At 67.4% G+C, this 15,582-nt stretch carries 13 protein-coding genes and 1 tRNA gene; 9 read left to right on the forward strand and 5 right to left on the reverse strand.

Annotated features, from left to right (window positions below; translation table 11 throughout):
• The first annotated feature begins 2 nt into the window (after positions 1 to 2).
• The 5 genes from addA (at position 3) to GCU42_RS01615 (ending at position 10,468) form a co-directional block, all read left to right on the forward strand.
• A complete protein-coding gene (addA, locus tag GCU42_RS01595; protein WP_114228151.1) occupies positions 3 to 3,425 on the forward strand; it encodes a double-strand break repair helicase AddA in 3,423 nt (1,140 codons plus the stop codon).
• A 46-nt stretch (positions 3,426 to 3,471) separates the two neighbouring features.
• The gene (trxA, locus tag GCU42_RS01600; RefSeq protein WP_114228150.1) at positions 3,472 to 3,792 is read left to right on the forward strand and encodes a thioredoxin TrxA; all 321 of its coding nucleotides are present in this window, start codon (positions 3,472 to 3,474) and stop codon (positions 3,790 to 3,792) included.
• Between the two features lie 121 nt (positions 3,793 to 3,913).
• Complete coding sequence (gene secA, locus GCU42_RS01605) at positions 3,914 to 6,649, forward strand: preprotein translocase subunit SecA (RefSeq protein WP_114228149.1); 2,736 nt, start codon at positions 3,914 to 3,916, stop codon at positions 6,647 to 6,649.
• Positions 6,650 to 6,754: 105 nt separating this feature from the next.
• The gene (gene putA / locus GCU42_RS01610; RefSeq protein ID WP_114228148.1) at positions 6,755 to 9,880 is read left to right on the forward strand and encodes a bifunctional proline dehydrogenase/L-glutamate gamma-semialdehyde dehydrogenase PutA; all 3,126 of its coding nucleotides are present in this window, start codon (positions 6,755 to 6,757) and stop codon (positions 9,878 to 9,880) included.
• Positions 9,881 to 9,937: 57 nt separating this feature from the next.
• Positions 9,938 to 10,468 (forward strand): hemerythrin domain-containing protein, encoded by a 531-nt coding sequence (locus GCU42_RS01615; RefSeq protein ID WP_114228147.1) that lies wholly within the window; start codon positions 9,938 to 9,940, stop codon positions 10,466 to 10,468.
• A 31-nt stretch (positions 10,469 to 10,499) separates the two neighbouring features.
• Here GCU42_RS01615 and GCU42_RS01620 read toward each other — a convergent pair whose 3' ends face one another.
• The 3 genes from GCU42_RS01620 to GCU42_RS01630 all read right to left on the reverse strand — a co-directional run bounded on the left by GCU42_RS01620 (position 10,500) and on the right by GCU42_RS01630 (position 11,960).
• Positions 10,500 to 10,910 (reverse strand): hypothetical protein, encoded by a 411-nt coding sequence (locus GCU42_RS01620; RefSeq protein WP_114228146.1) that lies wholly within the window; start codon positions 10,908 to 10,910, stop codon positions 10,500 to 10,502.
• 107 nt (positions 10,911 to 11,017) lie between these two features.
• Positions 11,018 to 11,092 (reverse strand) — tRNA-Asn (locus GCU42_RS01625).
• A gap of 58 nt (positions 11,093 to 11,150) precedes the next feature.
• Complete coding sequence (locus GCU42_RS01630; RefSeq protein ID WP_240309518.1) at positions 11,151 to 11,960, reverse strand: NAD kinase; 810 nt, start codon at positions 11,958 to 11,960, stop codon at positions 11,151 to 11,153.
• Positions 11,961 to 12,100: 140 nt separating this feature from the next.
• Between GCU42_RS01630 and GCU42_RS01635 the strand changes: the two genes are divergently transcribed.
• Complete coding sequence (locus GCU42_RS01635; RefSeq protein ID WP_114228145.1) at positions 12,101 to 12,937, forward strand: EAL domain-containing protein; 837 nt, start codon at positions 12,101 to 12,103, stop codon at positions 12,935 to 12,937.
• On the opposite strand, the gene surE is transcribed toward GCU42_RS01635, so the two are convergent.
• Positions 12,903 to 13,673: a 5'/3'-nucleotidase SurE gene (gene surE, locus GCU42_RS01640; RefSeq protein ID WP_114228386.1), complete on the reverse strand. Its 771-nt coding sequence runs from the start codon at positions 13,671 to 13,673 to the stop codon at positions 12,903 to 12,905. The genes GCU42_RS01635 and surE overlap by 35 nt on opposite strands.
• A gap of 342 nt (positions 13,674 to 14,015) precedes the next feature.
• On the opposite strand from surE, the gene dksA reads away from it, so the two are divergent.
• The gene (gene dksA, locus GCU42_RS01645) at positions 14,016 to 14,426 is read left to right on the forward strand and encodes an RNA polymerase-binding protein DksA (protein WP_240309517.1); all 411 of its coding nucleotides are present in this window, start codon (positions 14,016 to 14,018) and stop codon (positions 14,424 to 14,426) included.
• A 55-nt stretch (positions 14,427 to 14,481) separates the two neighbouring features.
• Here the strand turns inward: dksA and GCU42_RS01650 are convergent, their stop codons facing one another.
• Complete coding sequence (locus GCU42_RS01650; protein ID WP_420496920.1) at positions 14,482 to 14,658, reverse strand: YdcH family protein; 177 nt, start codon at positions 14,656 to 14,658, stop codon at positions 14,482 to 14,484.
• Between the two features lie 128 nt (positions 14,659 to 14,786).
• Between GCU42_RS01650 and GCU42_RS01655 the strand changes: the two genes are divergently transcribed.
• Positions 14,787 to 14,984: a YdcH family protein gene (locus GCU42_RS01655; protein ID WP_114228143.1), complete on the forward strand. Its 198-nt coding sequence runs from the start codon at positions 14,787 to 14,789 to the stop codon at positions 14,982 to 14,984.
• Positions 14,985 to 15,075: 91 nt separating this feature from the next.
• On the forward strand, positions 15,076 to 15,570 hold the full coding sequence (locus GCU42_RS01660) for a DUF1465 family protein (protein ID WP_114228142.1): 495 nt from the start codon (positions 15,076 to 15,078) through the stop codon (positions 15,568 to 15,570).
• Positions 15,571 to 15,582 lie beyond the last annotated feature (12 nt).

A 15,582-nucleotide genomic window follows, 5' to 3' on the forward strand; every position in this document is an offset into this window, starting at 1 on the left:
TCATGGCCCACCGGTTGACCGCGCTGCACACTCTACAGGCCGAGCAGGCGCGGGCGGCCGATCCGGCGATTCATGCGGCGCTGTCGGCGAGTGCCGGGACCGGCAAGACGCAGGTGCTGACTGCGCGCGTGCTGCGCCTGCTGCTCGGTGGGGCCGCGCCCGAAACCATCCTCTGCCTGACCTTCACCAAGGCCGGCGCGGCGGAGATGGCCAACCGCATCGGCGACCGGCTGGCCTATTGGGTGCGGCTCAAAGATAGCGAACTCGGCCGCGAGCTCAAGGCGATCGGCGCCGATTATGGTCCCGAAGAGCGCGAGCGGGCGCGGCGCCTGTTCGCCGAAGTGCTCGACGCGCCCGGGGGTCTGCGCATCCAGACCATCCACAGCTTCGCGCAAACACTGCTCACCGCCTTTCCGGCCGAAGCGGGGATCACGCCGGGCTTCCGCCCGCTCGAAGGGCGGGAGGAAGAGTTGCTCGCCCGCCGCACGCTCGCCGCGCTGGTCGCCGATGCGGAGGCGGGGGAGGGTGGCTATCCGGGGCTGGTCGACGACATCCAAGCATTGAGCCGCCGGCTCGGCGAGCGCGAGGCCGAGCGCTATCTGCTCGCCTGCGCTCGCGAGCCCGAGGCGCTGACCTATTTCGCGACGATCGATGCCGCCGAAGCGTGGCTGCGCGGGCAGCTCGACCTGCCCGAGGGCGACATCGTCGCGATGGTCACCGCGCGCTGCCACGACGATAGCTTCGACTGCGCGCTGCTGCGGGCGGTCGGCGACGCGCACCGGGCGTGGGGCGTCAAGACCGCGTTGCCGATGGCCGCGCTGGTCGACGACTGGCTCGGCAAGCCGCCGGCCGAACGCTGCGCTTTGCTTGGAGATCTCGCCAGGCTGGTCTTCACCCAGGCGGGCGAGCGTCGCAAAATCGGCGGCGGCCTCCTCAAGCAATTGCCCGATGCCGAAGCGCATTGCGATGCCCTGGCCGAGGAGCTGAGCGAACTGCTGTTGCTGCTCCGCAAGGCCGAACTGGTTGCGGTCCAGGCGGCGGGGCTGCGCGCCGGGGCGGCCTTTGCGCAGAGCTATGTGCGGGCCAAGCGCGCCGCGGGAGTGGCCGACTTCGACGACCTCATCCGCTGGACCCGCGACCTGCTCGCCACGCCGGGCATGGGCGACTGGGTCCGCTACAAGCTCGACCGCCGCACCGATCATGTGCTGGTCGACGAGGCGCAGGACACCAATGCCAGTCAGTGGCGGATCGTCTTCTCGCTGCTCGACGAATTCTTCAGCGGGGAGGGCGCCAGCCGCCACCATCGCACCCTGTTCATGGTCGGCGATTTCAAGCAGGCGATCTTCGGTTTCCAGGGGACCGACCCGCGCGAATTCGAGCGGGCGCGGCAGACGATCCGCGAGCGGGTCCAGGCGCTTGAGGACGCGGCGGTCGACGCCGACGAGCCGGTCCGCCAGTTCCAGGACCTGTCGATCAGCCGCAGCTTCCGCTCAGCGCAGCCGGTCCTCGACGTGGTCGACGCGATGATTGCCGAGGTGGGCGCAGTAGCGATGGGGCTGCCCGACCAGCCCGAGCCTCACCGTTCGCACCATGCCAGTCGACGCGGGTCGGTCGAACTGTGGCCGCCCTTCGCGCTCGACGACGAAGAGGACGACAACGCCGCCAACGACAATGGTGACGCAGGCGAAGAGGGCTGGCTGCCCGAGCCGGCGCGGCTTTACGCTGGCCAGCTCGCGCGGACCATTCGCCACTGGCTCGAGGAAGCAGAGCCGCTCGCCACCACCGGGCAGCCGATCACACCGGGCGATATCTTGATCCTTGTCCGCAGCCGCGGCGAACTGGCTTCGCTGATCGTCGCCCGCCTGTTTAAGGAGGGCGTGCCGGTCGCCGGGATCGACCGCCTCCACCTGTCCTCGCCGTTGGCGGTCAAGGATCTGATGGCGGCGGTCACCTTCGCGGTTCAGCCGCTCGACGACTTGAACCTCGCCAGCCTTCTAGTGTCGCCGCTGCTCGGATGGGACCAGGACCAGCTCTACACGCTTGCGCATGGCCGCAACGGCTCGCTGTGGGAGGAATTGCGGCGGCGATCGGCTGAAGGCGGTGCATTTGCCTCCGCGCACGCCAGCCTCACCGACCTGCTCGCCCAAGCCGACTTCATCACCCCCGCGCGCTTCCTCGAGCTGATCTTGTCGGGACCGCTGCAGGGGCGCCGCCGCCTGCTCGGCCGGCTCGGGCCCGCGGCGCGCGACCCGATCGACGAGCTGGTTGCCGCCGCGCTCGACTTCGAGCGGGTCGAGACGCCGTCGCTCGACCGCTTCCTTGCCTGGTTCGGGAGCGGCGAGGTGACCATCAAGCGCGACCCTTCGGCGCCCACCAACGCGGTCCGGGTGATGACCGTGCATGGCGCCAAGGGGCTCGAGGCGCCGGTCGTGATCCTCGCCGACGCCACCGCCGATCCGGCCAAGCTGGGCGAGCGCAACGGCCCGATCGCGCTGCCGTTTGGTGAGGCCGGCAACGCTCCGGTGATCCGTCCGCGCAAGGAGGAACTAGCGCCGCCGTTCACCGACCTCATCGGCGCGCAGAAGGCGCGCGACCTCGAGGAGCATTGGCGACTGCTCTATGTCGCGCTGACCCGTGCCGCCGAGCGGCTGGTGATCGCCGGGCTGAAGCCACGCGCCAAGACGCTGCCCGCCAACAGCTGGCACGTGATGGCCGGCGCCGCGCTCGAGCGGCTGGGCGCCGAGCAGGACGGTCCTGTGCTCCGATATTCCAGGCCGGCGAGCAGTTCCACGCTGAGAATTGCCAAGGCCCGCACCGCCGTGCCGTCGCCGGCGCTGCCCGAATGGATCCGCCAGCCGGCCCCGCCCGAAGCGCGCCCGTCGCGTCCGCTCGCGCCGTCGCAGCTAGCTGAGGATCGCGAGGCCGCACCGCCGCCGACGCCCGAATTGCGCGCCGCCGCGCGTCGCGGGGTGTTACTCCATGCGCTGTTCGAGCGGTTGCCTGGGGTCGAACCGGGGCAGCGCCGGGCGGCGGGCGACCGGTGGCTCGAACAGTCGGCGGCGGTCGCCGATGCGGGCGAGCGCGCGGCGCTGCTCGGCGCGGCGCTCGAAATCATCGAGCATCCCGATTTCGCCGCCCTGTTCGCGCCAAGTGCGCTGGCCGAGGCCCCGATCGCCGCGACCCTGCCCGACGGCCGGGTCGTTGCCGGGACGGTCGACCGGCTGGTCGTCGGCGCCGACCTCGTCGAGGTGGTCGACTTCAAGACCGGTCGCGCCGTGCCCGCTGATCTGGCTGCCGTGCCGTCTTCGCACCGGCTCCAGATGGCCGCCTACGTCGAGGCGCTGCGAGTGATCTTCCCCGGCCGGCGGGTCGCGGCGTCGCTGCTCTACACCGCAGGTCCGAAGCTGATTGCACTGCCGGACTGAACCCCCATATGTCGGCTCAACAACCTACTTGGAGTCGCATCCCGCCATGCCCAGCAAGACCGTAACCGACGAGAGTTTCGCCACCGACGTGCTGGGCTCCGACAAGCCCGTGCTGGTCGATTTCTGGGCGGAATGGTGCGGACCGTGCCGGATGATTGCCCCCGCGCTCGAGGAAATCAGCAACGAGCTGGGCGAGAAGGTCACCATCGCCAAGCTCAACATCGACGAAAATCCCGAGACACCGGGCAAATATGGCGTGCGCGGTATCCCAGCGATGCTGTTGTTCAAGAACGGCCAGCCGGTCGCGCAGAAGGTCGGCGCCGCGCCGCGCGGGCAGATCCAGGGCTGGCTCGAAGGCGCGCTGTAAGCGCGACTTCGCATGTCCTTCAATTGACGCGCTTCTAAGCCGTCCCTACATCGCCGCGCACACGAAAACGCTCGCGCGCGAGCGCCATCACGCACGCCTCACGCGCCCATAAGGAAGTTTCATGCTCGCCAACGTGGCCAAGTCGATCTTCGGCTCCAGCAACGACCGTTATGTCGCCAAGCTCCGCCGGATCGTCGACACCATCAACGGCTACGAGCCGACGATCGCGGCGATGTCGGACGACGAGCTCAAGAACCAGACGGTGATCTTCCGCCAGCGGCTGGCCAACGGAGCGACGCTCGACGACCTGTTGCCCGAGGCGTTCGCGACGGTGCGCGAAGCGGCCAAGCGGACGCTCGGCCAGCGCCATTATGACGTCCAGATGATCGGCGGCATCGCGCTTCATCGCGGCGAGATTTCCGAAATGCGGACTGGCGAGGGCAAGACGCTGGTGTCGACGCTGGCGGCCTATCTGAACGCGCTGCCGGGCACCGGCGTCCACGTCGTCACGGTCAACGATTATCTCGCCAAGCGCGACTCCGAGTGGATGGGCCGGGTGCATAGCTTCCTCGGCCTGACGGTCGGCGTGGTCGTCCCCAACCTCACCGAGGAGGAGCGTCGCACCGCCTACAACAGCGACATCACCTACGCGACCAACAACGAGCTCGGCTTCGATTACCTCCGCGACAACATGAAGTATTCGCGCGAGCAGATGGTCCAGCGCGCCTTCAATTTCGCGATCGTCGACGAGGTGGATTCGATCCTGATCGACGAGGCGCGGACCCCGCTGATTATCTCCGGACCGACCGACGACAAGTCGGACCTCTACCTTGCCGCCGACGCGGTCGTGGTCCAGTTGGGCGAGAGCGATTACGAAAAGGATGAGAAGCTAAAGACCGTCGTGCTGACCGAGGAAGGCACCGAAAAGGCCGAGCGGCTGCTCGAGCAGGCGGGGCTGCTGGAGGGCTCGAACCTCTACGACGTCGCCAACACCCAGGTGGTCCACCACCTCAATCAGGCGCTCAAGGCCAACACGATGTTCCGCAAGGACATCGACTATATCGTAAAGGACGAGAAGGTCGTCATCATCGACGAGTTCACCGGCCGGATGATGGACGGGCGGCGCTGGTCGGACGGCCTCCACCAGGCGGTCGAGGCCAAGGAGAAGGTGGCGATCGAGCCTGAGAACCAGACGCTCGCCTCGATCACCTTCCAGAACTATTTCCGCATGTATCCGAAGCTGTCGGGCATGACCGGCACGGCGCTGACCGAAGCACCCGAATTCTTCGATATCTACAAGATGAACGTGGTCTCGATCCCGACCCACGTGCCCGTCCAGCGCAAGGACGACGAGGACGAGTTCTACAAGAATATCACCGACAAGTTCGCGGCGATCGCCAAGGAGATCAAGGCGCGCCAGGAGATCGGCCAGCCGGTGCTCGTCGGCACCGTCTCGATCGAGAAGTCGGAGCTGCTGAGCGAATATCTCAAGGCCGAGGGGATCACCCACTCGGTGCTGAACGCGCGCTTCCACGAAAGCGAGGCGCATATCGTCGCCCAGGCGGGGCGGATGCGCGCGGTGACCATCGCCACCAACATGGCGGGCCGCGGCACCGACATTCAGCTCGGCGGCAACATTGACTTCAGGGTCGAGGACGAACTCAAGGACGTGCCCGAGGGCGCCGAGCGCGAAGCTGCGATCGCCCGCATCCGCGACGAGGTGCTCGAGCAGCGCGAGCTGGTCCGCCAGGCGGGCGGGCTGTTCGTCCTCGGCACCGAGCGGCATGAATCGCGTCGCATCGACAACCAGCTGCGTGGTCGTTCGGGCCGTCAGGGCGATCCGGGCTTCTCGCGCTTCTACCTCAGCCTCGACGACGACCTGCTGCGCATTTTTGGTCCGCAGACCGCCTTCTCGCGGCTGATGAACAAGGAGCTCGAGGACGGCGCTTCGATCCGCCACCCGTGGCTGTCGAAGGCGATTGAGACCGCGCAGAAGAAGGTCGAGGCGCGCAACTACGACATCCGCAAGCAGGTCGTCGAATTCGACGACGTGATGAACGACCAGCGCAAGGTGATCTACGAGCAGCGCTCGGAGATCATGGACTCCGAGCATATCTCGGACGTCATCGAGGAGTTCCGCGCCGACACCATCGTCGGGCTGGTCGCGGCTTATTGCCCCGAGGGCACCTATCCCGAGCAGTGGGACGTCGCCGGCCTCAAGACCGCGGTCGACGACGTGCTGGGCCTCCAGCCGCCCATCGACGACTGGCTCAAGGAAGACGCGGTCGAGCCGGAGATGATCGTCGAGCGGCTGCAGGCGCAGACCGACGAGCAGATGACGGCCAAGGTCGCCGAAATGGAGCCCGAGCGCTGGCGCGAGATCGAAAAGAGTTTCCTGCTCCAGACGCTCGACCATCACTGGAAGGAGCATCTGTCGACCCTCGACGCGCTCCGCCAGGTCATCCATCTGCGCTCCTATGCGCAGAAGAAGCCGATTGACGAATATAAGCAGGAGGCTTTCCTGCTGTTCGAACGGCTGCTGGTCGCGATCCGCGAGGACGTCACCAAGATGCTGGTTAAGGCGCAGGTCCAGTTGGAAGCGCCGCCGCTGCCCGAGCTGCCGGCCTTCCTCACCCAGCACCTCGACCCCTTCACCGGCGAGGACGACACCTTCGACCTCGACGCCGCCGCGCGCGGGCTGGTGCCGTCGCCGCGGCCCGACGATGCGATGAACATCCCGCAGCCCGACCTGCCGCCACTGCCCGAGGGCGCGCTTAACGAGCCGGTCAGCCGCAATGCGCCCTGCCCGTGCGGGTCGGGTCGCAAGTTCAAGCATTGCCACGGCCAGCTGGCTTAAGAGGTTTTCGAATTGCGAGTGTAGCGGCGCTTTCCAGTCCTCAAGGCACTGGATGGCATCGCCTTTGGCTCGCAATGACGAGCTGATGGACGCAAGGACGCCACGATGAACACGCACCAGCCGCTGGGCGCCAGCCTCGACCGCGCCGCCATCCGCCGCGACTATCGCCGCGACGAGGAGCAGGTCGTCGCGGAGCGGCTCGACCAGGCGCGGCTGCCGGTCGGCAAGCAGAGCGAGGCGACCGCGATTGCGCGGACGCTGGTGACCCACGTCCGCGCGGCCAAGCCGGCCGGGCTCGACGCCTTCCTCCACGCCTACGACCTCGGTTCGGACGAGGGGGTGGCGCTGATGTGCCTGGCCGAGGCGCTGCTGCGCATTCCCGACGCGCATACTGCCGACGAGCTGATCCATGACAAATTGTCCGGTCCCGACTGGAAGGAGAAACTGGGCGAGAGCCATTCGCCCTTCGTCAACGCCGCGACCTTCTCGCTGCTGTTGACTGGAAAGGTACTCGACGGCGCCAACGACCGCTCCTCGACCTGGAGCGCGGCGCTCGGCCGCGCGGTCGGGCGGCTGGGTGAGCCGGTGATCCGCACCGCGGTCGGCCAGGCGATGAAGATCCTTGGCGGCCAGTTCGTCTTCGGCCGCACCATCGACGAGGCGCTGACCCGCGCCGCGCCCGAGCGCAAGCGCGGGCTCAGCCACAGCTTCGACATGCTCGGTGAAGCGGCGCGGACGATGGCCGACGCCGACCGCTACGCCCAGTCCTACCGCGACGCGCTCGCCCGCATTGCCAAGGAAGCCAAGGGTGGGTTCATCGCCTCGCCCGGCATTTCGGTGAAGCTGTCGGCGCTCCACCCGCGCTACGATTTCCTCCGCGCCGACGAAGCCAAGGCGCACATCCTTCCGATCCTGCGCGAGTTGGCCGTCACCGCCAGCGCGGCCGACATCCACCTCACCATCGACGCCGAAGAGGCCGACCGGCTCGAGCTGCAGATGGACCTGCTCGAGGAGCTGGTTCGCGACGATAGCCTGTTCAGCAACGGCTGGAGCGGGCTTGGCATGGCGCTCCAGGCCTATGCCAAGCGCGCGTTGCCGGTCACCGAATGGGTGGTCGACCTGGCCCGCGCCCACGGCCGCCGGCTGATGATCCGGCTGGTCAAGGGCGCCTATTGGGATAGCGAGATCAAGGTCGCGCAGGTCGGCGGCTACGACGATTATCCCGTTTTCACCCGCAAAGTTGCGACCGACGTCAGTTACCTCGGCTGCGCCAAGGTTATGCTCGGCGCGCCCGATTGCATCTACGCCGCCTTTGCCACCCACAATGCGACCACCATCGGCGCGATCAAGGCGCTGGCAGGGTCGACCCCGTTCGAGTTCCAGCGCCTCCACGGCATGGGCGAGGGGCTTTACGAGGGCCTCGCCAAGCTCGAGGCGAAGCTCGGCCAGCCGCAGACCCCGGTCCGCATCTACGCGCCGGTCGGCAGCCACAAGGAGCTGCTCGCCTACCTCGTTCGCCGACTGCTTGAGAACGGCGCCAATTCGAGTTTCGTCAATCGTATCGCCGACGAGCAGATCGCGCTCGACGACCTCATCCGCGATCCGGTTGCTGAGCTGGCGGGGCTGAAGCCGCGGCGCAATCCGAAGATCGCGCTGCCGGGCGAGATGTTCGGCAGCAACCGCGCCAACTCGAGCGGCTGCGACCTGTCCGATCCTGGTGTGCGCGAGCCGCTGATGGCGCGGCTGCGGCGGCTCGAAAGCAAGAAGTGGACGGCGGGGCAGGGGAGCGGCGCGCGCAGCGATGTTCGCTCACCATTTGACCATCGGCAGGTGGTCGGCACCGCCATCGAGACCACGACGGCGCAGGTCGACGCGCTGCTGGCCGCGGCATTCAAGGCCCAGCCGGGGTGGGACGCGCTCGGCGGCAATCGCCGCGCCGCACTCCTCGACCGCGTCGCCGATCTTTACGAGGAGCATCGCGAGGACTTTTATTCGCTGTGCATTCGTGAAGCGGGCAAGACGTTGCCCGACGCGATCCTCGAGGTGCGCGAGGCGGTCGATTTCCTCCGTTACTACGCCGCCGAGGCGCGGCGGCTGTTCACCGCGCCAGAGACGCTGCCCGGACCGACCGGCGAGCTTAACCAGCTACGCCTCCATGGACGGGGGGTGTGGACCTGCATCAGCCCGTGGAATTTTCCGCTGGCGATCTTTACCGGGCCGGTTGCGGCAGCACTTGCCGCGGGAAACGCCGCCATCGCCAAGCCAGCCGAGCAGACCCCGCTGATCGGCGCGCTCGCGGTCGACCTCATGCACCGCGCGGGAATCCCGGCCGAGGTCGTCCAGCTCGCGGTGGGCGACGGCAAGGTCGGCGCAGTGCTGGTGTCGCACCAGCTGACGGCGGGAGTCGCCTTCACCGGCTCGACCAGTGTCGCCAAGGCAATCAACCGCAGCCTTGCCGAGCGCGACGGCCCGATCGTCCCGCTGATCGCCGAGACCGGCGGCCAGAATGCGATGATCGTCGACAGCTCGGCGCTGCCCGAGCAGGTCACCCGCGACGTCATCGCCTCGGCTTTCCAGTCGGCCGGTCAGCGCTGCTCGGCCCTGCGCGTCCTGTTCGTTCAGGACGATGTCGCCGACACCATGCTGACGATGATCGCCGGGGCGATGCAGACCCTGCGCATCGGTCAGCCGGGTGAACTCGCGGTCGACGTTGGCCCGGTCATCGATGCCGAGGCCAAGGCGCTGCTCGACGCACATATCGCCGACCTTTGCGCGCGGGCGAAGATCCTGTGCGAACTGCCCCTGCCCGAAGGCGCCGAGCAGGGTAGCTTTGTCACCCCGGTGCTGGCTGAGATCTCCAGCCTTGCCGACCTCGACAGCGAGCATTTCGGGCCGATCCTGCACGTCATCCGCTATCCTGCGGGTGGGCTGGACGCGGTGATCGACCAGATCAATTCCACCGGCTTCGGCCTGACGCTCGGCCTGCAGAGCCGGATCGACACCGTCCGCGACCACGTCGAGCGGCGCGCGCGGGTCGGCAATCTCTACGTCAACCGCAACCAGATCGGCGCGGTGGTCGAGGCGCAGCCGTTCGGCGGCGAAGGGCTGTCGGGGACCGGGCCCAAGGCAGGCGGACCCCATTACGTCGCGCGCTTCGCGACCGAGCGGGTGAGCTGCATCGACACCACCGCGGCGGGCGGCAACGCTTCGCTGATGGCGGCGATCGACTAGGCGCTGAACCGGCGGCATTCCGGCGCGTTCGGGCGAGGACATTCCTCGGAGGCGCGCATGGACATCACCGATCTCATTCTCGACCAGCATCAGCAGCAGCGGCGGCTATTCGGGCTTCTCCAGCAGATGCACGACGCGAAGCCCGACGAGCTGAGCGCGGTCTGGGGAGCGCTCAAGGCGCTGCTCGACGTCCATGCCGAGGCCGAGGAGCGCTTTTTTTATCCGCGCCTACTCAAGGAAGGCAGCGGCGAAGCGGATGCCGACAGCGCCAAAGAAGAAACCAAGGACGCCATCGAGGACCACAACGAAATCCGCGATGCCGGCGAGGCGGTCGACAAGGAAAAGCCGGGCTCGGACTCCTGGTTCAAGGCCGTGACCAAGGCCGACGAGGCCAACAGCAAGCACATGGGCGAGGAAGAGCGGCAGGGGCTGGCCGATTTCCGCGAGCATGCGTCGGTCGACGAGCGGCACCGGCTCGGGATTCAGTTCATCGCTTTCACCAGCGAGCACCGCGAGGGGATCAAGGCGGTCGACAAGGACCCCGACGCTTACGTCAAGGCGCCCGAGAAGGAATTGGCGAAGGGCTAACGATCGGGTGGCGCGCGCGCGTCCGCGACGCTCAGTCGAATTCGAGCGGAGCGGCGGCCCCACCCGACAGATTGTTGGGTCGGTTGGGCTCGACCGTCACACCGCCCGCGCTTGGGCGCTTGTCGGGCGGCCATTTGGGCAGGCGGCGGTTGCGAGGCTGCGCGCGCCGACGCGGTTCCTCATAGGGACCGCGAGAAGGGCACGCGCGATCGGGAAAGTGCCGGGCTAGCTCGGCATCCAGGCGTTGGGCGCATGCCGCGATGCGTCGCTCGTACGTCGCGGTCAGTTCGTCGGCCGTCTTCCGCACCGCGCCGGGATGGCCGGGATCGTTTACCGCCGGTTCGATATTCCGGCGAAACTCCTCGGCCAGCGCCTGCATTTCGGCGCGGATCGCCTGGGCGGTCCGCTCGATTTCCCGCTTGATCCGTTCGTGACCCGTCACAGCGTTTCTCCGTCACCCGGCACAACGGTGCATAGCGTATCCGGGCCCGGACGGCAGCAACGGTGCAGTGAGTTCAGGAAAGTCTAGCGCCTGAGCCGGCTAGAAGCTGGCTCCCCGAGTTGGATTCGAACCAACGACCAAGTGATTAACAGTCACCTACTCTACCGCTGAGCTATCGGGGAGCGGTCCAGTGCGGACGCCCGCGCCTATGGCTTAGCGATTTGGGCTTGGCAACCCCCGTCAGGAGGCGAACTGTTCCATCGCGATCCGCTCGTCGAGGGCGTGTTCGGGATCGAACAGCAGGCTCAGCGAGCGGCTGCGGTCGAGGCTGACCTCGACCTCGGCGACGTCGCGCACCTCGAACTGGTCGGCGACCGCGGCGACCATTCGATCGTGGGGCGAGTGGATGCGAAACAGTAGCCGCGTATCGTCGGGCAGGATCGCGCCCGACCAGCGACGCGGGCGGAAGGGCGCGATCGGAGTCAGCGCCAGCATCCGCGCCGCGAGCGGCAGGATCGGGCCGCGGGCGGAGAGATTATAGGCGGTCGATCCGGCCGGGGTCGCCACCAACACGCCGTCGCCGACCAGCTCGGGTAGCACCACGCGGCCGTTGACCAGCACCTCGACCTTGGCGACCTGGCGGGTTTCGCGGAGCAGGGAGACTTCGTTGATCGCGTTGCTGGTCCATTCGTCGCCGTGGATCGTGCGGGCGACCATGGTCAGCGGGGCGACGCTGATCTTCTTGGCGGCTTCGATCCGCTCGGCGAGGCGATCGATTCGCCATTCGTTCATCAGGAAGCCGACCGTGCCGCGGTTCATCCCGAACACCGGCCGGAACTCGCCCTCGTCGAGCATTTGGTGGAGGACGTGAAGCATGAAACCGTCGCCGCCGAGCGCGACCAATTGGGTCGCCTGGCGATCCTCGGCGAAGCTGTAGCGACGGCGCAGCAGCTTGGCCGCCGCCTGCGCCGCTTCATTATGGCTGGCAACGAGGCCGATGCCCCGGGCGGCAAGGTCGCGGTCGACGGTGGCGGGGCTCGCGGGCAAGATGGCGCTCACTTTACTCCTCCGCCGGGGCGGCCTTACGCCGGCAGCATAGCAGCCGATCGGCCCGCCGCCACTGTCCCGTTAAGACGCAGGAGAGTGGCGCAAGGGTGCATCTAAGGGCGACGGCGTCTAAACGGACAGTGATGACGGCCCCTTTCCATCCCCAGCGCGGCAAACGCGCTTCCGATCGGCCCGCTGCGCCGGCGCCGGTTCGCCAGGCTGACGAGGCGCTTCAGCGGGCACTCGAGAACGATGAGCTCAGCATCGCCTTCCAGCCCCAGTTCGACGTTGCCAGCGGGGCGATGATCGGGGTCGAGGCGCTCGCCCGCTGGCCCGGGGTCGCCAGTCCGGTCGAGCTGTTCGCCCGCGCAGCGGACGCCAACCTGTCCGAGCGTCTGTCCCGAACGATGCAGCGCAAGGCGCTCCAGGCCGCCGGCCAGTGGCGCGACGGCCGCGCCGCGCTCAAGCTGTCGATCAACCTGCTGGCCGAAGATCTGGCGCGGCCCGGCTATGAGCAGTGGCTGCTCGACGAGATCGTCGCCGCCGGCCTGACGCCCGAGCGGATCACCGCCGAAATCACCGAGGGCAGCCTGGTCGCCGATCCCGTTGCGGCGGCCGCCCGGCTGGCGCGGCTGCGGTCCGCCGGCGTGCGGATCGCCGTCGACGACTTTGGTACCGGTTACGCCAGCCTCGCTTACCTCACCACGTTGCCGCTCGACCTCATCAAGATCGACCGTGGGCTGATCATCGACATGGTCGGGGGCAGCCGCGACCGGATCGTGGTGCGCGCGCTGATTGCGCTCGCCCGTGAACTCGAGCTTGAGGTGGTGGTCGAAGGGGTGGAGGACCCGGCCCAGCTCGAATTGCTCCAGCAGTGGGGCTGCGATTATTACCAAGGCTTCCTCGGTGCCGAGGCGCTCGACGATGTCGAGCTCGCCCGGTTCGTCAGCGAGGGCCGAACCGCGCCTCCAGCGCGTTGAGCGAGGGCTCGTGGGTAAGGTCGAGGTGGAGCGGGGTGACCGACACATATTTGTCGGCGATCGCTTCGAGGTCGGTCTGGTGACCAGGCGTCTGGACCAGCGGCCCTAGTCCCAGCCAATAATAGTTGAAGCCACGTGGGTCGGTGCGGTGGATGATCTGGGTCCGCCCATAGTCGCGGATGCCCTGGCGGCAGACACGGACGCCGCGCACGTCGTCGGGCGCGCTGGGCGGGAAGTTGACGTTGACCAGCGTTCCTGCGGGCATGTCCTCCGTCAGCAGCGGACCAAGGACGCGCTCGGCCCACGCCTCGGCCGCGGCGAAGGGAACGGTGTCGCCCATCCCTTCGCGGGCGTAGGCCTGGCTGAGCGCGATCGAGCGCACCCCGGCAAGCGCGCCTTCCATCGCCGCCGAGACCGTGCCTGAGTAAGTGACATCTTCACCCAGATTCGCGCCGCGATTGATGCCTGACAGGATCACGTCCGGGCGCGCGTCCTTCATCACGTGGAACAGCGCCATCAGCACCGAATCGGTCGGCGTGCCCGCCACCGCGAACCGGCGCTCGCCCAGCTTGCGCAGCCGGAGCGGCCTGGTGAGGGTCAGCGAATGACCCGTGCCCGACTGCTCCTCGAGCGGCGCCACCACCCAGATATCGTCGGAAAACCGCCGCGCGACCTCCTCCAGCAGCTTGAGGCCAGCGGCGTTCACGCCATCGTCGTTGGTGAGGAGGATGCGCATGCCGCGGCTCTGGCCCAGCACCGGAGAGCCCGCAAGTGTCCCGACTTGCGCCATTTTGGCAACAAACGGCACGATTCGCGTGTCGTCCAGTCAACAGGGCGCTTGTTCGACTCTCGCGATGGACTTATGGGCGCGCTGGGGAATGGCCGACTTCACCGGGTCTAAGTCCCGGTAAAGTCTCGTATTCGTCTCCGGTTGTCCGGGTGGCCCCGGGTACCGGCGGCACCGTGCTTGAACGGTCTCGAGCGGCCTTGTGGCGGTCGCTCGTGACCATGAGGGAGGGGACTTATGGCGACGGCACTGGTCGACATCTACGGGGATCACCCCGTCTCGTTCGATACGATGATCCTGCCGCACGGCTACAAGCCGAGCGACGACGAAGAGTTCATGTGCACCGCGCACAAGGCCTACTTCCTGCGCAAGCTGCTCGACTGGAAGGACGCCATCGTCGAGGAGAGCCGGGCGACCATGGCCCAGCTCCAGATCGACTCGCTCCGCGAGCCCGATCTCGCCGATCGCGCGTCGAGCGAAACCGACTGGGGGATCGAGCTTCGCACCCGTGACCGCCAGCGCAAGCTCATCGGTAAGATCGAGGCGGCGATCCGCCGCCTCTATGCCGGTGAATATGGCTATTGCGACGTCACCGGGGAGCCGATCAGCCTCGGCCGGCTCGAAGCCCGCCCGATCGCGACCATGACGCTGGAAGCGCAGGAGCGGCACGAACGGATCGAGAAGGTCAGCCGCGACGACTGACTTTTGGGTCACGCGCCCGACCCCACCGGGGGGCGGGGCAGGGCGCCGTTCCCACTCAGTGCAGCGTGGCGAGGCCGAGCATCTCGTCCTTGAGACGCAGCTTTTCCTTTTTCAGTTGATGGAGGAGCACATCGTCGGGGTGGGGTCGCTGCTCTTCCGCGTCGATCTGTGACTGGAGAGCAGCATGCTTAGATGCCAGAGCGTCGACGTGTGCATTTTCCATATTCGTCATTCCCTTCCTTAGGTAGCGACCCCATTAGAAAACCACAGACGGACGACTTTGTCGCGTCACATTTGATCCATCCGGCCCGCGCCTCCGCTCGGTTGGCCGTTTCCCCAAGGTAGCCGTTAAACGAGGTTATGAACGACGATCTTCTCCACGGTCGGCTCGACGCCTTGCGGTCAGAGCATCGGACGCTCGACGAGGAGTTGCGGGCGCTCGTCGCCGAGCCCAACGGCAACCAGCTCGAGCTGGCGCGGCTCAAGCGGAGCAAGCTACGTCTCAAGGACGAGATCGCTTTTCTTGAAGACCAATTGGTCCCCGACATCATCGCTTGAGCTGTCCCGCAAAGGGATGGGTGGTGCCAGGGCGCACCCCGTCCGTCCAAGCCGCGTTCCCCCCGTAACGATACCGTGCCAGAAGAGCGTCATGAGTGACCCGTTCGACCCAGCTGCCGATCGTGCCCGGACCACCCCGCGCCTGATCGAGAGCCTCTACACCGAGGCGATGGTGCTGGCCGACGAGGCGCGCACCTATTTCGATCGCGAAGGCCGCGACGAACGCTCGCAGCTCGATCCGTTCGTGCGGGTCGGCTTCGCCTGCGAGTCGCTCAAGGTCACCACGCGGATCATGCACATCGTCGCCTGGCTGCTGACCCAGCGCGCGGTCGAGACGGGCGAGATCGCGCCGGCCAGCGCGACCCGTCCCGAGCGGCGCCTCGGCCACGCGGCCGACAGCGATCCGGACGTGGTCTCGCAACTTCCCGCGGCCGCCCAGCGCCTCGTCACGGCCAGCACCGAGCTTTATGCGCGGGTCAAAAGGTTGGACGAAGAGGGCTTCGACGAGGCCCCGGTGCCGAGCCCGGCGCGAGCGCTGATGGGGCGGCTCGAACGCGACCTCCGGCGCGGCGCGCACGGCGACTAGGAGCGCGCCGCG

The organism is Sphingomonas ginsengisoli An et al. 2013, assembly GCF_009363895.1.
GTDB classification, from domain to species: domain Bacteria; phylum Pseudomonadota; class Alphaproteobacteria; order Sphingomonadales; family Sphingomonadaceae; genus Sphingomicrobium; species Sphingomicrobium ginsengisoli.